The sequence below is a fragment of the Methylomonas sp. HYX-M1 genome (assembly GCF_040741385.1).
Classification (GTDB): Bacteria; Pseudomonadota; Gammaproteobacteria; order Methylococcales; family Methylomonadaceae; genus Methylomonas; species Methylomonas rhizoryzae.
This window is the reverse complement of sequence record NZ_CP160405.1, coordinates 2,046,512-2,066,680: the sequence shown is the minus strand read 5'-3', so window position 1 is coordinate 2,066,680 and position 20,169 is coordinate 2,046,512. Positions and strand designations below refer to the sequence as shown.

Here is a 20,169-nt window from a genome sequence, read left to right as displayed (position 1 = left end):
TCAGCCGCCGAATTCCCCACCCTTTTTTTAGAAACAGCTTATTTAACTGAACTTCAGACACCGCGTAGACCGCGCCGCGCGGCTCCGGGAAGCTGAATTTTTTTGGATTTCCGGTCAAAACCGTCGCGAATCAACAATCGGTTTTCCGGTTTGTCAATCCGCAGCCATTGCGCCACGAGGCCTGTTGTGCTGCGCGCCGGGGTATCGGCGCTCGCCGGATTCAGGGTTTACAGCGGTTCTTGGCCGCCCCCATCTTCCTCCGAACTAACGATTTTTTCTACCGTTTTAAATTCGGGTACCAAGCCGTGCAGCAAGTCCAGGATGCGTCGCTGGTCTCGCTGCCGGCAAGCGTCGGTCAATGCGCCGATCTGCGCGAACCAAAGGTCGTTTTGGTAGATACGGGCCTTGGCCAGACGCAGTTTCGCATATCCCGTTTCCAGCAACTGTTCTTCGCCGTGGAACAACTCCTCGTACAATTTTTCCCCGGGACGCAAGCCGACGAATTCGATTTTCACGTCCTTACCCGGCAGCTTGCCGCTCAGGCGGATCATTTGTTCGGCCAAATAGACGATTTTGACCGGCTCGCCCATGTCCAATACGAACACTTCGCCGCCTTGGCCGACGGTTTCCGCCAGCATGATCAACTGGCAGGCTTCCGGTATGGTCATGAAATAGCGGGTAATCTCCGGATGGGTGACGGTGACCGGGCCGCCGGCTTGAATTTGACTGCGAAACAGCGGCACGACGCTACCGGCCGAATCCAGCACGTTGCCGAAACGCACCGTGGTAAAGCGGGTAGAGCCGGGTTTATCCAGGTTTTGACACAATATTTCCGCCGCTCGCTTGGTTGCGCCCATCACATTGCTCGGGTTGACCGCCTTGTCGGTGGAAATCAACACGAAGCGTCCGACTCCGCAGGCAATGGCGGCTTCCGCGACATTACGGGTACCCAGTAAATTGTTGTGCACCGCTTCCCGCACCTGCCCTTCCAATAGCGGTACGTGTTTGTAGGCCGCGGCGTGAAACACGATATCCGGGCGCTGGTCCTCTATCACCTGGCGCACGGCCAGCGCGTCGGTCACATCGCCCAGCACCGCCAGCCTGCTCAGTTGCGGGGAAAGGCGCTGCAAATCGGCGTCTATCCGGTACAGATTGAATTCGCATTGATCGAATATAATCAATAATTTAGGCTGAACTTTCGCTAATTGTTTACACAGTTCCGAACCTATCGAGCCGCCACCGCCGGTGACCATGATGGTTTTGCCCCGCAAGCCGAGCTGGATGCGTTGCCAATCCAAATTAACCGGGTCTCGGCCAAGAATATCGGTGATGGATACCGCCCGCAAATTGGCTTTGCCAACCGTACCGCTCAATAATTCGGTCACCGACGGCAAAGTTTGAAACGGCACCCCGCAGGTTTCGCAAACTTCCACCATGCGCCGCATCTCTTTGTCGCTGGCCGAAGGCACCGCGATCAACACCACTTCGATGTCCCATTGCGCGATCAGCTGCGGCAGTTGTTGCACAGTGCCGGTCACGCGGATGCCGCGGATTTCCCGCCGGAACTTGGCGCTATCGTCGTCGGCGAAAACCACCGGAATGTAACCGCTGTAAGGATTGGCAATCAAATCCCGCACCAGCATTTCTCCGGCCGCGCCGGCGCCGATGATCAAAGCCCGCTGACCGGTGCGTTCGATGAACGCGCGTTCTTTCCAGAACCGGTAACCGAATCTTGGAATGGACAACAAAGCCAGCAATATCAATAAATACAGCGGTATTACCGAGCGCGGCACCCCTTGTAAACGATCGAATAAAAACAGTACGCCGGCGATTAGAAATATGCCGCTGGCTACGGCCTTGGCGATCCGGATCAAATCCGGCAACGAAGAAAAACGCCACACGCCGCGATAAAGGCCGAAAAACCAAAATGCCGACACTTGAATGCCGATCACCAGCGGCAAAAACAACAATGCCGAATAGAAAAAGAAGTCCGGAATCTGCTGCAGATTAAAGCGCAACCAATAAGCGCCGAACCAAGCCAATGGCACCATGGCAAGGTCGTGCAGAAAAATCGTGGTTCTGGAGCGAAATTTAAAACTCATGGTAAGGCGGTTTCCGGGCGGCCGGCTTCCAAAAGGCGTACCAAAACCAACAAGGGTGAATAAGCGAGCAGCAAACCGGCCAATGCGTAACTTGGATTCAAAAACACCAGCAGGGAAATCGGCAACAGCCAAGCCAGATTAATGCCCCAACAGCTCAATAACACGGCTAAATGGCCGTAACGTTTGGCCGCGCGTTGATAGCCGTGCGAGCAATGCGCTTGATGCCATACCTGACCGCTAAGCATGCGATACAACAGGGTGTAGCTGGCATCCACAATAAACAGGCCGAATAAAATCAAACCGCAATAGAGCAATACGCCTGCTTGCCGGGCAGCGCACAGTATCAGCAATCCCAGCAGTAATCCTAAAAAACCGCTGCCGACATCGCCCATGAAAATCTTGGCCTTGGGCCAGTTCCAACATAAAAAACCTAAAGCGGCGGCGCTTAAACTCAGCGCAGTCGCGGCTAAACCGGGATCCGGAAAATAGCTGTAGCCGGCCAATGCCGCCGATACGAACAAGGCTTCCGAAGCCGCAATGCCGTCGGTACCGTCCATGAAATTGAACAAATTCAAAAACCACACCAGCAAAAACGCTCCCACCGGATAGCCCAACCAATGCCAGTCCATCCACAAGCGATGCAACCAGCCGTCCAACGGCGCCGGAATCCACAGCAAGGGCATACCGTGCATCAAATACAACGCCACCAATGCCGACACGGCATGTATCAAAAACCGCCAGCGAGCGGGTATGTGGCTATGGTCGTCAAAAAAACCGATCACGGCAACCGGCAGACAGGCGGCCAATATCCAGACGGTTTGCGCTGAAATCGCCTGCCGACCGGCAAGCAAGGCCACGCCGACGGCAAAACTCAACACAATGGCCAAGCCACCACCGCGTGGTGTAGGAAGACTATGCGAACTGCGTTGATTGGGAATATCCAATACCTTGCGCGACAACGCATAATTTCGAATCAGACCGGTCAATACGACCGACAAGACAAAAACCAGAAAAAACTGTAATAACACGCTTAGAGGGAATCCAGGAATCGGACCAGGTCCGGAAGAGAGTTAGGTAGATTTTTTGTTGGTCGAAAGCCTAAGTCGGCTTCTATTCTGGCCGACGAATACCACGCCGAGCCGGTCAATTTATCCAGGGCGGCGCTATCGAACGGAAACCGCCGCTGCAATAAGCGGCCGATGCCGTCGCCCAATCTAGCCAGACCGTGCAACAAACCATACGGCAGCGCCCAAGCGATCGGAGCTTTACCTAATGCCGCCCTGATTTCATCGTAAAGTTGCCGGGTGGAATAAGCGTGTCCGTCGGTCACGATATAAACCTTGCCGGCGGTCTGTGCGGATTCGGCGGCTAATATGGCGGCCCGCACCAAATCGTCGACATGCACCATAGAGCGGCGATTACCCGTATCCGGCAGCGGTGGGAACAGACCACGGCGAATGGCTTTGATCATCATCGGCAGATTGCCCTTGTCGGTGTTGCCATACACCATACTGGGGCGAATCACCAGCGGATGCGGCACATAACCGCCATGCAATACCAATTGTTCGGCTTGGTATTTGGACTCGCCGTAAGGGCCGTCGGCCGGCGCGGAAACGGTTTCGTCCATCGGTTGCGGCTGGCCATCGCCCACCGCCTTGACGCTGCTAAAAAAAACGAATCTCGGCACCCCGGCCTGTTTGGCCGCTTCCAGCAGCTTGCGGGTACCCTCGACGTTGACGTGCCGGTACTGAGATACATTGGCGACGTGTGCGGCCAAATCGTGCGCCTTGCCGGCTAAATGGAATATCATGCTGACGCCTAGGCATAACCCAGCAGGACAGTCATCCATCGCTAAATCCAGCGCAAAATGCTCGGGGTTATTCGCATCGCCAAGCCCTCGGCTTAGGGTGCGCACGATATAGCCGTGTTCTTGCAACGCCGCAACCAAGCGCTGGCCGATGAATCCGCCAGCACCCGTCACTAATGCAATCGACTGTTGCCGTTCACTCACGCCGGAACTTTGCTCAGAGCCAATCGCCACGTTCATCACGGCAACCGCCACCAATGTTTAAGGAAATAACGCAGCATGCTGGCAAGGTGCCAGTAGCGATAACGCCAATTGTGATGACTGCTGCGTTGTGCATCGTGTATAACTTTAGCTCCGGAACAAAGCACGAGCTTAAAACCGGCCTTGCGCAGACGTGCACAAATATCGACATCCTCGTAATAAAGATAAAAGCCTTCGTCGAATCCGCCAATCTTTGCGAAATCGGCGCTACGAAACAATAAAAACATTCCGGCCAGCCAGTCGGGAGACCCATCATTTTGCGGATCACTAGAATAAACCGCGCCATCGCGTCCTAAGGCTTTGGCAGCCAGACTACTCAATGTCGGAAACGCTCGCGCGCTATCTTCCCTGTTACCCGCGGAATTGAATACGACAGGTGCCGCCAATGCCGCTCCGGCCTGATGCAAACTGTTCAACAATTCAGGAAAGGGATCTTCCGGCAATAGAACGTCCGGATTCAATACGCAAAACCAATCGCCGGCGGCTGCCCGGAAAGCGGCATTGTGGTTGGCACCAAATCCCTTGGGCTGCGAATTTTCAATCACTTTCACCGAAAACGGTAGCCGATCGATTTCAAATGGCCACACCTCGGGAATATTGCGCGTCAAAATCAATTCAAAACGCTCCGGCTGCGGCAGTTTCAGCAAATCGTCGAGCAGGTGTTGAAGCAAACCGGCTTGCCCGTGACTCACCACGGAAAGCGAGAGTAATTGAGGTTGGAGTGCGACGGCCATGTGCAAATCAGTACCTATTGAACAATAGTAAGCCTTTGAGTAACAAATTTTCCAATCTGCCTTGCCGCCACACCCGCTTGTTGCAGCACAGGTTAATCCTGCGAAACAACGAACGCTTACCCAGCAGGAACCGCTCTAGCAGTGTTTTTTGCTCGTGGTTCAGTAAATCTGCGTATATTTCGGCAAACGCCGCGGCTTGAGCGGATGCGGCAAAAACCCCACTTTTATCTCGTCGAAGGAAACGGATGAGTTTGCGGCTAAACGCTTGTAGCGGATTGAGCGTGGCGCCGATGGTATTGTGATCGTGCAAGCGGTATCGAATAAAACTGCGCGAATCGTATATGACGCGACCAACTGCGGAAATTACCAAATACAACCACCAATCGTGCATTTGCACGGTCGGCGGCCACCGCTCCAGCAAAACCCGGCGAGCCTGGGCATTAATTACGCTAGTGCAACCGGTTACAACGTTTTCGACTAATGCATTACCCAGCCCCATCCTTGCCGGAACCGGAGATAAACCAAGAGGCGCCAGTTGCGGGTTTACATATTCAAGCCGCCCGCAATACAACAACGGTTTGCCGTCCTCCTGTGACTGCAATGTTTGTACGGCAGCGCTTACTTTACCGGGATACCAAACATCATCTTGATCGCAAAACGCGTAATAGGCATATTCGTCGCCAGCCGATCGCAACAACTCCAAAAAACTGTCGACAACGCCGACGTTGCCACCGTGCAACAAACGTGTAATTTTTCCGGCTGCCGCATAACGCTCGAGCACGCTCAAACTGCGGTCGGAGGAACCGTCGTCTCTTACCCAAATACCCAGATGCGGATAATCTTGCGCAATGAGACTGTCGAGTAACGCTTCAAGAAACCGTTCGCCGTTATAAGTAGACAATAACACGGCCACTGCCGGCGTACCGGGACAGGATGAGGCTTGCCGCATTGCAGACCGTTATCCTCGACGCAAATAGCGTTCTTTTGCAATCCTGAAATAGCCACGCAACTGAATCAGAAATAGCGGCGACGTTACAATCTGCATGGTCCGCCACACGTTCGAACCGGCGGATCTGCTACGAATGCCCCAAACCAGCAAATGCGGCATCAAACCCAAGCGGCGCCCCTGAAAAATAAACTTACGCCAAGTCTGCTGACCTTGTTGCTGAATCGCTGGGTCTTGTTGTCGTTGCTGTTCGTGCAGTCGAAAGTAACTGAGCGGTTCGGCGATGTAGTAGCCATTCCCCCTACCCAACAAATTAAGCCACATGGCGACATCGCCTGCCCCAATCCCTATCAAGCCGCCAATACTCATAAAGTGCGGTTTAACCCAAGCCAAATCGATTTTCCTGAACATCGCAGTGGAAGGCTCGCCTAAAAAATTAATTTGCCCGGCAATCAACGCATTGGCGCAACTGATCCCATCCATTTCGCTGTCCTCACGGCACAAGCGTTGAGTGGCAGGCAGATCGGGCAAACGTTCTCCCCGGCTATCGATCAACACCCGCTTGGAGGTCACCAAGGTTACTCCGGGATGCGCGGCAAATACGTTGAGCATTTTTTCAATGCAGTTAGGCTCCAATACATCGTCGTCATTCAAAAACTTGATGAATTCGCCGTTAGCTCGGGCAAAGCAGTTTAAATAATTGCCCAAACCACCCTGCGGCGGCTGGTTTCGAATATAGGTCACCCGGCCGTCTTGTTGCGCAAGTTCGCGCGTCATTGATTCGATGCTGTTGTTGGCGGAATCGTCGCATACGATGATTTCCAGATGTGAATAGGTTTGCGACAATGCGCTGGTTAACGCTTGCCGAAAATAATCGGCGCGGTAGGCTGGAATCAGCACACTGACCAATGGCCGGCTTTCGGACGAACGCGCAGGCAAGGTGAATTCCATGATCAATTTCGAGCTATTGCGAGTCTCCCTGCCTGCCAACTCGGGTATGTCGCTGCAACCGTGGCGGCAGCGCCCTATCGGTTCGAGTCCGGCATACCGGGCAATTCTGACCAGTTCTTCTTCGTTATAAACGTGCTTGTGTCCCCATTCCCGCATCGCGATATTCATCATCTCGCAACGATTTTCCACCCAATCGAAGCCGAGTTTGAACATGTCGCCGTCACCGCGCCAGTCCTCCGAGGTATAGCGTCTGACGAGGTCATCCAGATCCGGCATTGCAATTCGCACTACGCCGCCGGGTTTCAACACCCGCCGGCATTCGCGCAAAAAACCCAAACCTTCCGCTTGCGTCAAATGTTCGAAAAAATGCTCGCTATATATGCCGTCGACACTGCATTCGGGGAAAGGTAGGCCTTTACGCGCATCCAGTTTTCTATCGTATGGCTTGACGATATCCATGTTGACGAAGCCGGTAATGTGTTGCCTACCGCAGCCAATATTCAAGAAAGTTTTTTGCACGGGGTTGCTCCGTCAATCAGCGGCAAAAATCCGGCCAGCCGTTCGGTTGAATCGTTTGAATTGGAATTAGGTCTTATTTTCCCACGGAAAATCATCCGCCGGACAAGGAACTTCCAGAAAATCACCTAGTTTTTTGTACGCCCCTTTTTCGGCGACATTCAGAACCAACAAATCGTCCGGGCGATTACGAAAATAGTCCATTACGACATCGTTATGAAAATTGTAATGCCGAATCAGGATTTCCTTGTTGTAAGGATCGTCTTCGGACACGTCATGCACCAGTGCTCTGGCGTCGTAAGCAAACCCCGGATAGCAATAATCCACGTGCTTAAGCTCGCTCAAACTGCTTAACACCTGTTCACCCCACATTTTTTTGTGGAAGCGGGTCAAGGAGTTGTACCACTGTTCCGGATTGTCGCGCACGGTCAGAATGAATTTACTACCTTTGAAGCGCATGTCCATGGCCTGAAAAGTGTATGGCAGACTAAACGGAACATCCTGAAAAGCCTGTGCGGTGTGGCAATACCGAATAATCGGCTTGAAATCCCGCACAGCCCAGCTTTTCAATAGGCGCTCGCCCCAAATTTGCCGGCCTACTGCAAACCCCAGGGATTGCAGTGCAACCGTCAGCGAGCTGGTGCCGGTCTTGTTTCTCCCTATACCGAAGATTTTGCGTTTTCCGATTGATCGAACACATGCCGAACCAATATGGAATGCCGTATCGATTTTACCCTTCATGATTTGATGGCGGATTCGCGTTTGAATTATTGACCGGACAGGATGGCTTCAGTTAAGACTTTTGCTGCAAATAATTGCGTACGTCATTAAGCGTATTCAACTTGTCGATATCCGCATCCGGAATTTTGACGCCGAACTTCTGTTCGACTTCCAATAAAAAATTCATTACTTCCAAGGAGTCCACCCCAGCCTCCTCTAACAATTCGTCGCCCTTGAGCTGCGCAAGGTCGACTGAGGTACCGACGTTTTCCAATAATACGATTAGCTCTTCGTGGGTCACATTCATTAATCCGCTCCTATTTCAGTTTTGAACAATACCGTGCTAGCCCAAGACAAACCGACGCCAAATCCCGCGACGACCACTATGCGGTGGTCAGCGGCACTTTCGTTCAGCAGCAATGGAATGGATGACGATACGGTATTTCCGTAATCGGCAGCGCCGAACGGCACCTTATCGGGCGCCACACCTAACTTTTTGGCGATAGTGTCGACTATGTAACGACTACCTTGATGTAACAAATAACAATCAACGTCGTTTTCCGTGAGGTTATTATCCGATAAGGCCCGTCTGATACTGCTGGGTACCTCGGTCGCGGAAAACGAGAAAACGCCGCGTCCGTTCATGGCCAGTTTGCCGTTTTCTTCCACTTGTATGGCACTGGACTCGCAGCCGCGGCTACCGAATACGAAACGGCCGGATTGCCATAACGGGCGACCGCCGATCAACGTTGCCGTGGCACCATCGCCGAACAACAGACTGGTATTCTTGTCTTGCGCATCGATGATTTTGGAATAAGGATCGGCGGTAAACAGTATCCCTTTTTCAAATCCATTGGCCTGCATGAAGGCTTGAATCACCGACAAACCGTAGACGAACCCCGAACAACCCAAGGAAATGTCAAACGCGGCGCAGCTGTCCGACAAACCCAGCTTGCCGTGCACGTTGGCCGAAGTATGCGGTAAGCCGCGCCCATCCGGATTTTGTGTGCAAACCACGATACATTGGATTTCATCAGAATCGAACAAGACTTTTCGCTGCAAATCGGCAAACGCCTTGCAACATAAGTCGGAAGTTTCCTCGTCCGCCGCTTTGACCGCCAAGCGCAACATACCGATTTTGTCGTGCAGAAAACTTTCATCGACGGCAAACTGGCTTAGCCGCTCCCGATTATCGATCCGTTGAACGGGAATATAAGTGCCTATGGCTTGAATACCGATCATGCCGCTACCAACGAAAAGTAAATATCCCCTAATCGCTTGCCGTCCAACAAGATTTCGCTTTTGGTCAGGCGATAGTTCAGATTATGTTTCAATAGCAATGCCAGTCCGCTTTGTGCGTCAGACTCCTGATCCAAGTCGATACGGGTAAAGATCCATTTTCCGACCGCATCCGGAAATAATTGCTGGTGTAGGTATTTGTTCATCGACACCAGGGTTTCTATGAAGCTAAAAGGGCTCTCGCCTATCAGCCAAATGCCATCCCCCTCGATTCGACATTGCGACGTTACCCGCTCTTCGTCGTATGGCATCCGTTTTCCGACGGCGGAATCTGTTTGTAACGCAGTTAATGCCATCCAATAATCAATCCCGTCGAGTTCGCATTGACACCGCGCTTTAATATCGCTAAGCCCCGCTAAATCAGACTTATCCGTCGTAAGGTGTGACATACAATTCGGGGTATGCACGAAATCATGCGCGGAAAATCGTATCTGCCGCCTGAGCCCATCCGGAAATCCGGCCAACATCACGTTGAACAAATCCGGACCTTGGACATATGTTCGGTTACCTTTAAATGTAAATTCGACCACCGCGCTATTTAACATAAATTTTCACTCTGATACTTACCGTTCCGGTCCGGCCTTGATGCGTGGCATGCGTTTGGCCGGATTCCCAAAAACGGAATCTCCATCCGGTAGGTTTTTGACCACCACGCTCCCCATCCCTAATGAGCAGTTTTGACCAATCTGCAGATTGTCCCGGACATTAACGCCTAGTCCCAACGAACTACCATCGCCGATTACCGAGTTGCCGCCTATCAAGCAGCCTACCGACATCCAAACCTTGCGTCCGATCTGCACCGCATGACCCAAGTTGCAAAGATTGCCGATCACCGATTGACTACCGACCCGGGAACATTTCATCGCCCCTCTGGGTAACACACAATTGGCGCCGATTTCGACCTGATCCTCTATGATCACCCCAGCCACATGGGGAAAACGCAATACCCTGCCATCCAAGGCCTTATACAGCGCAATCCCGTCGCAGCCAACGACGGTATTTTCTCGAATCGTAACGTCTTTGCCTATGAAAGTCCCCCGCTTGATCACACAACCGGCCGCAATACGGGTTCCAGCACCAATGCCGACACCGTCTTCAATGATTGCACACGGATGAATCTCTGCCTCAGGATCAATCATCGGCACAGCATCGATTATCGAAGAAAAACTGTTGAATCCCGGGTAGACGATCAACCGATCGAGCAAATCTATGAACAATGCTCGGGGATCGGCGGTAACCAAAAGATTGCAACCCGTCAATGAAGATACGAGGTCCGGACGAGTAATCACCAAGGCGTTTTTGAGCGCTACCGGCAAAGTTTGCCGCGGCACTTTCTCGAGAAAACACACGGTATTTGCCGCAACGCAGCGTCCGTCCGCAACCCCGGCAATCTCGGAAATGTTCGATTCTCCGTCGATATACTGCACCGCGGTACCGATGCCAGCCAAAATATCGCGGCACAAATCTACAATGGAGGCGACAGAAAGGCGCTGAGTTAACTTGATATATTCCATCATTGTTCCAACAACAGACGGATGACCGAACAAATCACCTTAATTTCGTCCAGGCCGACACCGGTACCCGTGGGCAATACGATTACTCGATTGGCGACTTGGTTAGTATTAGCCAACAGCAATCCGGCATGGGGGAACAGCTGTCGATACGGCAGCATGTTGTGGCATCCGGGCCAAAAGTATTTTCGCGCAAGAATATTTTCGGCATGCAGCGCGGCAATGATCTCGTCTCGCCCGACTGCGCTGTGTTCGGTAACCTCTACAACGACATACTGGTAATTGTTGCGTTCATACTCTGCGTAACGCACTACCTCGATACCGGGTATACCCGCGAGTTGTTCGCAATACGCCAGGTAATTGCGTCGGTTGACTGACACGACCTCCTGAATCGCATCCAGATTAACCAAGCCCATAGCCGCAGAAATTTCAGTCATTTTGCCGTTGGTTCCGGGATAAATGACATTATCGAATCCGGCAAAACCAAAATTACGCATCAGTTTCATCGTTTCCGCCAAATCATCGTCGTTGGTTACGACGGCTCCGCCTTCGAAGGTATTAAAAAATTTAGTGGCATGAAAGCTCAATACTTCGCAGGCACCGAAATTGCCTATCATCTGTCCATGATGCGAACAACCGAAGGCATGTGCAGCGTCGAACAACAAATTAAGGCGATATTCTTGGGCAATTTCCTGCAATTCGGAGACTGCCGCCGGGCGCCCCCATAAGTGCACGCCGATAATTCCGCTGGTGCGCGGGGTAATCATTTTTCTTACGGCGTCCGGGTCTAGCGTATGCGTTTTGGAGTCTATATCGGCGAACACCGGCGTGATGGCTTGCCAATGCAGGGCATGCGCGGTGGCAATAAAGGTATAAGACGGAATAATGACTTCGCCACTAAGACCGAGAGCGCGAATTGCAATTTCAAGGGCAACCGTGCCATTACACATCGCCACGCAATGTTTCACCTGCAGAAAATCGGCAACACGCTGCTCGAACGCTTGTAACAACGGTCCATTGTTGCTGAACCACCTTCGCTCGAATATGTCGTCAACATAATCCAGAAAAGCCTGTTTACTGCCGATATTGGGTCGCCCTACGTGCAAAGGGCTATCGAACGCAGGTGCGGCGCCGTTTATAGCAAGGTCGGTTATGCTCCTAATTGGTTTCATGATCACAGGCGGCTGGCAAAATGCAAAATAGGTTACTCAACAATTTATAGCCAGCAGCAAAGCGACAGGCAACAGACGAAACGAGATAGAACAAAGACCGAAGTTCAAGTTTTCCACACAAACGTTAAACCGCTTAAGAATTCGATTGACTGCGGGAAAATATTTTAGATGGCGCCCAGGCAAAAGACACAACGCCTAAACGCCGATAAACAAACCACAACAGCACCAGATTCCACAAGGTAGTGCTGACGGCGGATGCCCAAGCAGCGCCGATTAGACCCAGTACGGGTATCAATACCGTGTTCAAACCGACATTCAAAACGGCAAACAATGCAATTACCTTGGCCGTGTCCCGTTCATGCCCCGTCATATTCAACAGCAACGCCACGGAACCACTAGCGGCGTTGACCAATTGTCCAAGGGCTAAAATCACCATGGCCTGATAGCCGACGACATAATCGTGACCGAAGAGATGTTGCAAAAGCCATTCGCCAAATATTATTAAAACCGCTACTACCGGCAAACTAAAGGCCAACACGGCCCTACTGCTCAACATCACCAAGCGCTGTAAGCGCTGCATATCCCGCTGCGTATAAAATCGGGCGTAATAGGGTGCCAAAATGGCATTGATGGTTTGTAAGGCGAATATCACCACGCTTGATAGTGAAATAGCGACTTTGAATACCCCAACCTCTGTCGGCGTACACACGTAGCCCAAAATCAACACCGATACATGCTGGTTGATCATGAACATACCGACCACAAAAGCTAACGGCAATGCAGACCTAAGCCATTGCCCACTATGGTAACAAGGTGGGCTGTCCAAGAAAGCGGACGGGGTTTTCCGATTCAACAAAAACGAAATAATGACAAATGCCGCGCCCGCCGCGGCGCAATTTACCCCCATGACTTGGGCGGAAGTAAAGCGGTAATCCTGCCAAACCCATCCTAGTATCAACAAAACGATTAACAATAGGCCGGGGCGCAGCACTGTTTCAGACAATTGACCTAAAACCACGTGACGCAATCCGCGTAAAGCACTGTCGCGCAAATTTCCCAAAGTAATAAAAGGTATCAGTAATAACGCTGGCACCAAAGTCGCTCTCTGTTCGGGATTAAACGAGTCTGCCCAGACGATCAGCACCGCCCAGGCGACGGCCGCAATTAATACCGACAGCAATCCGGCCAACCCAGTCGACCAGCGCCACAACCCCCGCATGATCTGCCAGTCTTCATTAGCTTGAGCCTTTGCCGTTTCGCGTACCAACAAATTCGGCAGACCTAATTGCGCAGGCACCGTCAATAGAAGCACTAATGACAATGCATAGGAATAAATTCCGTAACCCTCGGCCCCCATTACTCGAGCGAGCAACATCGTCAGCAACAATGCTAAGCCGGTGCCGCCTAATTTGACTAACACGCTGCCCATTGCATTTAGCGACAATTCTCTGCTCAGCGCACTACGCCCCAAAAAAGCTTGGATTTTGTTTATCAATTTATTGATTCCGAAACAACAAATCGAGTAGCAAGCGGTGATACACCCTATTCGTGAGCGGCAATTGACAATACGGAATTTTAGTTACTGGATATTTCATGCTTTCTTGCTGAGCAGGCAACGGAAAATTCTAACGCAGCGGACTCAACAACACAACGCGAGCCATCGCTGGACCACAATCGGTCGAGCATGGAACGTCAGAACAACGAAAACCCGCTAATAATGTTCATCTTTCAGCCGCATGGCGACCACAAAGGCTCGCGCCGGCTCGGTAAAATGAAGGCAATAAGCTCTTAATTTCGATAACTTTAGAAGCATCAACGCTTTCGGTACGACAATCCGAAAGGCACAGCGCCCCGCGAAATCCCAGATAATCGGCTTGCAAGGGCAATAAATTGCTTATGTCCGAGACTTTGAGCGAACCGGCCAAACCGGTAAGCAAATGGTAATTGCGGGCAATTTCGGTAAATTTCTGTAGCGCGGCAAAATCCATCGCCTCGGTCAAAGAACCGTGCCGCTTGTCCGCAGTATCCAACATCACCCCGCGAAAGCTGGCCTGACGTAATTGCGCAATGATGCCAAAGTCCGGTTGCGAGTCGGCGAACAATACGGCGACCAATGCAATGCGTCGCTCGGTCACGGCAGACAAAGCGGTAAGACAGGCTTGCCAATCACCGCCGGGAAAAAAGCCGATTTTGATAAAATCCACCCCGGTCTCGGCCATGGCCTGCACCGCAGGCAACAATACCGCCGGTTCCATCGGCAAATCGCCGACGGTAGCACTAACGACGCAAGCCGCGGGCAAACCGGTAACGATGCGTGCCACTTCGGCTACCGGCAAAGCGCCCAATGCGCCATGTGCCGGTTGTTTCAAATCGATGATGTCCACTCCTAGCGGTGCTACCAGCAACGCCTCGTCCAGACTGTTAACGCTCGCCAGCATGCCGGTCATAAGGCCACCGTGTTTTGTCGATGGTGTTCTATCGCTTCCATCAACCATTCCCAAGCCTGCCGTTCCTTGTCGCCCGCACATTTTTCCAAACCGATTTTCAAATAAGCCAATTCCGACATGACTTTGTCCCACGGCAACAGATTCAAGCGGCTGATTAAAATCGCCGCTTCCAGCACGGCAAACTGGGCGCGGTTGAATCCTTTGAAAGGCCGATGATTGACGGTATAAACCGGACGACAGATCAACCTCGGCCTGACCGGGTCGTCTTCCACGGCTTCCAACTCCAATTCGGTATGGGCCAAGGTATTGGTTAAATAATAGCCTTTCACGTATTCCGCCGGCTGTAGCGGCCAATCGCGCCGGCCGGTCAAACAACCGGCAAATATGCGTACGTCGTCACAACAATTAATCACGGCGGATCGGGTCGCTAAAATATTGTCCAAGGTGGCCGCAGGCTTGAACGGCAAGATATGAAAACGGTTTTCCACCAGATGAACGCCCATCGGAGCGATATGCGCGGTACCGCAAGCACCGACACTAGTCACTAGTATTTCTTGTATCATTCGAAAAATTGGTTACTCTTCCATAGAATCAATTAATAAAGAATAACATTACATGCAGAGCATCAACATCCACGATCTGGCAATTTTATTGATTGAGCCGTCGACCGTTCAACTGAAAGTCATATTGCAGCATTTGAAAAGCGAAGGCATCAGCCGTATCGAAGGTGCGGCCAGTGGCGCGGCCGCCCTGGAAAATTTGAAATTCCACCGGCCGGATTTGATCATCAGTAGCTTGTATTTGCCCGACATGACCGCCATAGAATTGGTGGAACACATCAAACACGACGAAACCTTACAGCATATTCCGTTCATGCTGGTATCCAGCGAAACCAGCTTTAACGTGCTGGACACCATTCGCCAAGCCGGCGTCGTGGCGATACTGCCCAAACCGTTCGCCCACGAGGATTTAAAACACGCGCTACGCTCCACGATAGAATTCATAGACCCCCAAGAAATCAATCTGGAACACTACGACATCGACAATATCCGGGTATTGGTAGTGGACGACAGCGCTTTGGCCCGCAAACATATTTGCCGGGTTCTGAACAACATGGGGATTCAAAATATTACCCAGGCAGTAGACGGCAAACAGGGGGCGGAGCTTTTCGCCCAAGACCAATATGCGTTCGATTTGATCGTCACCGATTTCAACATGCCTGTCATGGACGGCCAAGCCATGATTCAATACATCCGGCAAGACCTGGGCAACACCTTGATTCCGATATTAATGGTGACCAGCGAAGACAACGAGACCCGCTTGAGCAACGTGTACAAAGCCGGCGTCTCCGGGATCTGCGATAAACCCTTCAATCCGCAAACTGTCAAGGAAATGCTTTACCGGGTTTTGGAAGCCGGCTAAGCTGCTTACGCTCGTATTGCTACGCGAGCGAACTCACCCGGCTATCCGGTTTATTCGGCTACGACACGGGTTATTTGCGAACCTATCCGTTTTATGCCTTGTTGCAACACCCCGGCATGGCTGCCTTTCAGCTCCAGCGCATAATCCGCGCTCAACCGCCGGTTATGGACGTCTACCACATGCACTAACAGATAAGAAACCATATCGCTCAATTTACTGAGCTGGCCTACCACCAACCAATCCGTTTGTAGCTTGCGGCCGAAGTCTGCCGCGGCATCGTTGTGTGCGAATAGATAACCGACACTCGGGTTGGCAGCGTTCCATTCCTCTATCGGCACAACAGTCGATCGCGCAATGCCCTCCTCGACCAACCTGCGTTCCAGCATGGGACGTATAGCCGACACTCGCGTTCTTTCCGCTTCGCGGTACGGTAACGCCGAATAATCGCGCAATTCGAAATTCAACACCGCGATGCGCGGTTCGGCACCCGCGTAACCGACAACAGCATGGAACGCGATAATAATCGCCGCTATCTTCGCTCCGATAAAAGCTTTCATATAGCCTGCCTAGCTAGCGAACTAAATTTGTGCGTGATAAAGGTCGGCGAATTGCTGCCAACCCAACTCGGCTATCAACTGCTGCTCGTCGTCCAATATTTGATAAAATACTGAGTCCGTGCCGCGTATGCTAAACAGCACTATCGCATCGATAGCACCGCCGCCTTCCCGATGCGGCTCATCGCTAGCCGGACTCACCGTGTAACTGCCTTGAGGGCGCACTTCCTTCAGGTCTCCGGACGGCGTATACAAACGATGCTCGCCTTGAATCACCAAGGTATGGTTTAGCACTTTGTGCCGGTGCAACACGATCTGCCGGCCGGCGGCAAACTTGAATAACACGTCTATCACCCCGTGCACGGGGTCGATGTTTAAAATCCGATAGTGTAAATACTCGAAACCGTCTAAGGTTTGCCAATCGATTCGGCTGTCGTCGAACGTAAATTCGTTCATCTGTTGCTCCCGGTTGATTAAGAATTCAGCGACAGATTAAGCGAATGCCCTGTATTCGTAAGCCGAAATCCTCCTTCTAAACACGGGCAATTTGCCCGATAGGCTGCCGGCAATATTCAAAGATGCGCTAACTTTCTAAAATCGCCGCTGAGCCACTCATTCCAGGTAGGTTATGAATCTGCAATTACACCTATGTAGCCGAATCGCCGCGGTGAGCCTATTGTGCTTGAGCGGCATCGCCGCCTATACGCTGTACGACAGTCACCGGCAACAAAGAGCGGAACTCGAGCGCATCGCCGACACGCTGACGGCACAATTGGCGCTGCAACTCAACCGCGAGCGTTCGGGATTAGGCAATAACCGACCGTTTCCGGATTTCGAGGTATGGAAACAGAGCAGCCCCGCGGCCGGCATTTGCATCAAGTTAAGCGATTACCGCTCGGAATCGGTCAAATATCTATGTAACGGAGCCGTAGCGCACGCCGCTGAGGTGCCCGCCGCTTTTACCCGCGCTTATCAATGGCTGTTTCATCCCGATGCCCCACTTGGCAAAAAGTTGGCCGTAAACCGGCGCGCAGTCGCCGAGCTGCAAGTGTGGGCGGATAGCACCACCCTCATCGAGCGAGCCTGGCAGCAAATCGCCGGCTTGCTACAACTCTCGGCAAGCAGCATCATCGCGGCCGGCATCATGATTTTTATCAGCATCAATCGAATCTTCGCTCCGGCCCGCACTATCGCCGCTAACTTAGAACGTTGGCAATACCAAGAGCTCGCCGCTCAACGCCTACCCGCTTTCAAGCAAACCGAATGGCAAATCATAGCCGGTGCATTCAACCGCTTTGCGGAAAGTCAACAACAATTGCAGCAACAGCGGCAGCGTCTGATAGGCCAACTCATGGCCGTACAAGAACAAGAACGGACTAGTCTTGCACACGAACTGCATGACGAATTCGGGCAATGCTTGACCGCGATCAATGCGGTTGCCGCATCACTCAAGCGCCTACCCGCCGACAAGCACGCCCAAGTCGGCATCCAAGCCGAGCAAATCAACCGCTATTCGAATCGTTTAATGGCGAGCTTGCGCGAAACCTTACGGCGCCTGCGGCCTTTGGAACTGGAACATTTAGGGCTAGCCGGCAATTTACGCAGCATAATCGACGAATGGAAGCCGATTTGCGCTACCCAAACCGAATATACCTTGAAAATACACGGCGACTGCATGCCTATTGCCAACGAAATAGCGGTCACGCTGTTACGGACGGCCCAAGAATGCTTAACCAATATCGTTAAACATGCCGAGGCAAAACACGTCGAGGTGGAACTGGACGTCGGCATCGGGCAAGTCAAACTACGCATTCAGGACGACGGGGTCGCGGCGAAGCTGCCTTTGCCTATTTCCGACGGCATAGGTCTGATCGGCATCAAAGAACGGGTGCGGACGCTGCAAGGACAAATGGCGTTATCTCTGGCGCAACCGCACGGTTTGATAGTGGAAATCCGCTTGCCGGTATCCAGCTCCGGAGCGAGCGGATGAGCATTCGCATTTTATTGGCGGACGATCACCCCATCGTGCGCGAGGGCTATCGCACCCTGCTGGATCAACACCAAGGCATGCAAATCGTCGCACAAGCCGGCGACGGTGACAGTGCGTATCTACTGTACCGCCAACACAGTCCGGATGTTGCAGTGATAGACGTGGCCATGCCCGGAGTCAGCGGATTGACGGCGATCTCTCGCATCAAGCAGGCCGAACCGGCAGCCAGAATTTTGGCCTTCAGTATGCACGTCAAGCCGGCGTTTGCCCTACAAGCCACCAGAGCCGGTGCCTTGGGCTACGTCAGCAAAAGTAGCTCGCCGGAAATTTTGGTCAATGCCATCTTAGACGTCAACCGCGGGAAACCGGCATTGAGCCCTGATGTTGCACAAGCACTGGCCATGGAAAAAATCGGTCATGATAAGCTAAACCTCGAACGGCTAAGCGTACGCGAATTCGAAATTTTGCGCTTGTTAATCGCAGGTTACTCGCATCAGACTATCGCCGAGCGCCTGCATATCAGCGCTAAGACAGTCGGCAACAGCCACTATTTGATTAAGCGCAAATTGGATGTCGCCAGCGACATCGAGTTGACCCGATTTGCCTTAAAACTAAACCTGATCGATTTGCTCGAGTGCGACTAGCGCGGGTTGAACCGACTCCGTGCCGGAATAGGGTTTGAAGAGAACGGGTAGAGGAATAGCTTTCCCCTACCCTAAGCCGTCGTTATTCGGCAGGTTGCGCTTTTTCCGCGCCGGATTGCGGCTCTTCCGCCGGTGGAATAACCTCCGGAGCCGCTGGTTGCGACGAACCTTCTACACCGGACTCGGCCGGGGCCGCGCTATCCGCGGGCGCTGTGCTAGTGGCCGGTTCCGGTGCGGCCGGAGCGGGAGTTTGCGGAGCCGGCTCGGGTGGCAACAACACTTCAACCTTCGCGGTTTTACGCAAATTTTCTATCATGTTTTGTGCTTTTTGCCGTTGCAGCATCGGCCTGATTTGTTCTTTGACCGCATCGAACGGCGGCGGCGTCAATGCTCTGGAGTCTTCCCGCAGAATGACATGCCAACCGAATTGAGTTTGCACCGGCTGTTTGCTGAATTGACCGTTTTGTAACGCAATCACGGCTTCAGAGAACGGCGGCACCATGCGGTCTGCGGTAAACCAGCCTAAATCCCCACCTTCGGACCCCATGGGATCGATGGAGTGCTTTTTAGCCAGTTCTTGAAAATTCCCGCCTTTTTCCAGGTCGGCGATTAATTTTTTCGCTTCGTCTTCGGTTTTGACCAAAATATGGCTGGCTTTATATTCCTCGCCCATGTTGGCCATTTTAGAATCGTATTCGGCTTTGATTTCGTCGTCGGTAACCGGATTGGCTTTCAAATAGTCCTGCAGAGCGGCTTGCGACAACAGCGAATTTTTGACCGTCTCCATGCGCTCCATCACTTCCGGCGACTTGTCCAATTGCTTTTGCAGCGCTTGTTGAATCAACAGCTCGCGTTGAATGAGTTCTTCCAATAATTGCTCTTTTGGAAAACTCTGGCCTTGGCTACGTTCCGCGATCTCTTTTTCCAAAGTCGCCAAGGTTTTTTTGCTGATATAAACACCGTTTACCGACGCAACGGCGTCTTCTCTGGCTACCACTGGGGCGGTTGAGGCATCCTTGTTCTTATCTTCTGAACAACCCGGCAACAACGCAACGCCGGCCAAAATTAATGGGATAAATTTCAGTTTCATGTA

At 52.2% G+C, this 20,169-nt stretch carries 21 protein-coding genes; 3 read left to right on the top strand and 18 right to left on the bottom strand.

The window, feature by feature from the left end; translation table 11 throughout:
• Window positions 1–227: 227 nt before the first annotated feature.
• The 15 genes from AB0A83_RS09500 to AB0A83_RS09430 form a co-directional block, all read right to left on the bottom strand.
• Entirely contained in the window at window positions 228–2,102 is a 1,875-nt protein-coding gene (locus AB0A83_RS09500; RefSeq protein WP_150048064.1) for a nucleoside-diphosphate sugar epimerase/dehydratase, read from the bottom strand.
• Window positions 2,099–3,130, bottom strand: a complete 1,032-nt coding sequence (locus tag AB0A83_RS09495) for a glycosyltransferase family 4 protein (RefSeq protein WP_150048063.1) — start codon at window positions 3,128–3,130, stop codon at window positions 2,099–2,101. Before AB0A83_RS09495 ends, AB0A83_RS09500 begins: the two co-directional genes overlap by 4 nt.
• Before the next feature lie 2 nt (window positions 3,131–3,132).
• Window positions 3,133–4,113 (bottom strand): NAD-dependent epimerase/dehydratase family protein, encoded by a 981-nt coding sequence (locus tag AB0A83_RS09490; RefSeq protein ID WP_367156088.1) that lies wholly within the window; start codon window positions 4,111–4,113, stop codon window positions 3,133–3,135.
• A gap of 35 nt (window positions 4,114–4,148) precedes the next feature.
• Complete coding sequence (locus AB0A83_RS09485) at window positions 4,149–4,904, bottom strand: glycosyltransferase (protein ID WP_367156087.1); 756 nt, start codon at window positions 4,902–4,904, stop codon at window positions 4,149–4,151.
• A gap of 7 nt (window positions 4,905–4,911) precedes the next feature.
• On the bottom strand, window positions 4,912–5,853 hold the full coding sequence (locus AB0A83_RS09480) for a glycosyltransferase family 2 protein (RefSeq protein ID WP_150048060.1): 942 nt from the start codon (window positions 5,851–5,853) through the stop codon (window positions 4,912–4,914).
• Between the two features lie 9 nt (window positions 5,854–5,862).
• Window positions 5,863–7,320, bottom strand: a complete 1,458-nt coding sequence (locus tag AB0A83_RS09475; RefSeq protein WP_367156086.1) for a glycosyltransferase — start codon at window positions 7,318–7,320, stop codon at window positions 5,863–5,865.
• A gap of 66 nt (window positions 7,321–7,386) precedes the next feature.
• Window positions 7,387–8,058, bottom strand: a complete 672-nt coding sequence (locus tag AB0A83_RS09470) for a sulfotransferase (protein WP_190303294.1) — start codon at window positions 8,056–8,058, stop codon at window positions 7,387–7,389.
• A 52-nt stretch (window positions 8,059–8,110) separates the two neighbouring features.
• Window positions 8,111–8,344 (bottom strand): acyl carrier protein, encoded by a 234-nt coding sequence (locus tag AB0A83_RS09465; RefSeq protein WP_150048058.1) that lies wholly within the window; start codon window positions 8,342–8,344, stop codon window positions 8,111–8,113.
• Window positions 8,344–9,279, bottom strand: coding sequence for a ketoacyl-ACP synthase III (locus AB0A83_RS09460; protein ID WP_367156085.1), 936 nt, complete (start codon window positions 9,277–9,279; stop codon window positions 8,344–8,346). The genes AB0A83_RS09465 and AB0A83_RS09460 overlap by 1 nt, the downstream gene beginning before the upstream one ends.
• A complete protein-coding gene (locus AB0A83_RS09455) occupies window positions 9,276–9,587 on the bottom strand; it encodes a hypothetical protein (protein WP_150048056.1) in 312 nt (103 codons plus the stop codon). The genes AB0A83_RS09460 and AB0A83_RS09455 overlap by 4 nt, the downstream gene beginning before the upstream one ends.
• Before the next feature lie 312 nt (window positions 9,588–9,899).
• Complete coding sequence (locus tag AB0A83_RS09450) at window positions 9,900–10,883, bottom strand: hypothetical protein (RefSeq protein ID WP_367156084.1); 984 nt, start codon at window positions 10,881–10,883, stop codon at window positions 9,900–9,902.
• Window positions 10,850–12,019 (bottom strand): DegT/DnrJ/EryC1/StrS aminotransferase family protein, encoded by a 1,170-nt coding sequence (locus AB0A83_RS09445; RefSeq protein ID WP_150048054.1) that lies wholly within the window; start codon window positions 12,017–12,019, stop codon window positions 10,850–10,852. Before AB0A83_RS09445 ends, AB0A83_RS09450 begins: the two co-directional genes overlap by 34 nt.
• Window positions 12,020–12,152: 133 nt before the next feature.
• Window positions 12,153–13,514 carry a flippase gene (locus tag AB0A83_RS09440; RefSeq protein ID WP_367156083.1) on the bottom strand — a complete coding sequence of 454 codons (1,362 nt, stop codon included), beginning with the start codon at window positions 13,512–13,514 and terminating at the stop codon, window positions 12,153–12,155.
• Window positions 13,515–13,740: 226 nt separating this feature from the next.
• Window positions 13,741–14,466, bottom strand: a complete 726-nt coding sequence (locus AB0A83_RS09435) for a (5-formylfuran-3-yl)methyl phosphate synthase (RefSeq protein WP_367156082.1) — start codon at window positions 14,464–14,466, stop codon at window positions 13,741–13,743.
• Window positions 14,463–15,029 carry a DUF447 domain-containing protein gene (locus AB0A83_RS09430; protein ID WP_150048052.1) on the bottom strand — a complete coding sequence of 189 codons (567 nt, stop codon included), beginning with the start codon at window positions 15,027–15,029 and terminating at the stop codon, window positions 14,463–14,465. The genes AB0A83_RS09435 and AB0A83_RS09430 overlap by 4 nt, the downstream gene beginning before the upstream one ends.
• Window positions 15,030–15,081: 52 nt before the next feature.
• Between AB0A83_RS09430 and AB0A83_RS09425 the strand changes: the two genes are divergently transcribed.
• Window positions 15,082–15,888, top strand: coding sequence for a response regulator (locus AB0A83_RS09425; RefSeq protein WP_150048051.1), 807 nt, complete (start codon window positions 15,082–15,084; stop codon window positions 15,886–15,888).
• Window positions 15,889–15,938: 50 nt separating this feature from the next.
• On the opposite strand, the gene AB0A83_RS09420 is transcribed toward AB0A83_RS09425, so the two are convergent.
• Both AB0A83_RS09420 and AB0A83_RS09415 read right to left on the bottom strand, forming a co-directional pair.
• Window positions 15,939–16,445: a DUF2380 domain-containing protein gene (locus AB0A83_RS09420; protein ID WP_150048050.1), complete on the bottom strand. Its 507-nt coding sequence runs from the start codon at window positions 16,443–16,445 to the stop codon at window positions 15,939–15,941.
• 21 nt (window positions 16,446–16,466) lie between these two features.
• A complete protein-coding gene (locus AB0A83_RS09415; protein WP_367156081.1) occupies window positions 16,467–16,898 on the bottom strand; it encodes a regulator in 432 nt (143 codons plus the stop codon).
• Window positions 16,899–17,070: 172 nt separating this feature from the next.
• On the opposite strand from AB0A83_RS09415, the gene AB0A83_RS09410 reads away from it, so the two are divergent.
• The gene (locus AB0A83_RS09410) at window positions 17,071–18,432 is read left to right on the top strand and encodes a sensor histidine kinase (protein ID WP_367156080.1); all 1,362 of its coding nucleotides are present in this window, start codon (window positions 17,071–17,073) and stop codon (window positions 18,430–18,432) included.
• Window positions 18,429–19,076, top strand: a complete 648-nt coding sequence (locus AB0A83_RS09405; RefSeq protein WP_367156079.1) for a response regulator — start codon at window positions 18,429–18,431, stop codon at window positions 19,074–19,076. The genes AB0A83_RS09410 and AB0A83_RS09405 overlap by 4 nt, the downstream gene beginning before the upstream one ends.
• An 82-nt stretch (window positions 19,077–19,158) precedes the next feature.
• On the opposite strand, the gene AB0A83_RS09400 is transcribed toward AB0A83_RS09405, so the two are convergent.
• Window positions 19,159–20,166, bottom strand: a complete 1,008-nt coding sequence (locus tag AB0A83_RS09400; RefSeq protein WP_367156078.1) for a peptidylprolyl isomerase — start codon at window positions 20,164–20,166, stop codon at window positions 19,159–19,161.
• Window positions 20,167–20,169: the final 3 nt, after the last annotated feature.

Coding starts and splice junctions, on each gene's coding strand:
- AB0A83_RS09500 (WP_150048064.1), bottom strand. CDS start 2,102: ATGAGTTTTAAATTTCGCTCCAGAACCACGATTTTTCTGCACGACCTT.
- AB0A83_RS09485 (WP_367156087.1), bottom strand. CDS start 4,904: ATGGCCGTCGCACTCCAACCTCAATTACTCTCGCTTTCCGTGGTGAGT.
- AB0A83_RS09480 (WP_150048060.1), bottom strand. CDS start 5,853: ATGCGGCAAGCCTCATCCTGTCCCGGTACGCCGGCAGTGGCCGTGTTA.
- AB0A83_RS09470 (WP_190303294.1), bottom strand. CDS start 8,058: ATGAAGGGTAAAATCGATACGGCATTCCATATTGGTTCGGCATGTGTT.
- AB0A83_RS09465 (WP_150048058.1), bottom strand. CDS start 8,344: ATGAATGTGACCCACGAAGAGCTAATCGTATTATTGGAAAACGTCGGT.
- AB0A83_RS09460 (WP_367156085.1), bottom strand. CDS start 9,279: ATGATCGGTATTCAAGCCATAGGCACTTATATTCCCGTTCAACGGATC.
- AB0A83_RS09455 (WP_150048056.1), bottom strand. CDS start 9,587: ATGCCATACGACGAAGAGCGGGTAACGTCGCAATGTCGAATCGAGGGG.
- AB0A83_RS09445 (WP_150048054.1), bottom strand. CDS start 12,019: ATGAAACCAATTAGGAGCATAACCGACCTTGCTATAAACGGCGCCGCA.
- AB0A83_RS09435 (WP_367156082.1), bottom strand. CDS start 14,466: ATGACCGGCATGCTGGCGAGCGTTAACAGTCTGGACGAGGCGTTGCTG.
- AB0A83_RS09430 (WP_150048052.1), bottom strand. CDS start 15,029: ATGATACAAGAAATACTAGTGACTAGTGTCGGTGCTTGCGGTACCGCG.
- AB0A83_RS09425 (WP_150048051.1), top strand. CDS start 15,082: ATGCAGAGCATCAACATCCACGATCTGGCAATTTTATTGATTGAGCCG.
- AB0A83_RS09420 (WP_150048050.1), bottom strand. CDS start 16,445: ATGAAAGCTTTTATCGGAGCGAAGATAGCGGCGATTATTATCGCGTTC.
- AB0A83_RS09415 (WP_367156081.1), bottom strand. CDS start 16,898: ATGAACGAATTTACGTTCGACGACAGCCGAATCGATTGGCAAACCTTA.
- AB0A83_RS09410 (WP_367156080.1), top strand. CDS start 17,071: ATGAATCTGCAATTACACCTATGTAGCCGAATCGCCGCGGTGAGCCTA.
- AB0A83_RS09405 (WP_367156079.1), top strand. CDS start 18,429: ATGAGCATTCGCATTTTATTGGCGGACGATCACCCCATCGTGCGCGAG.
- AB0A83_RS09400 (WP_367156078.1), bottom strand. CDS start 20,166: ATGAAACTGAAATTTATCCCATTAATTTTGGCCGGCGTTGCGTTGTTG.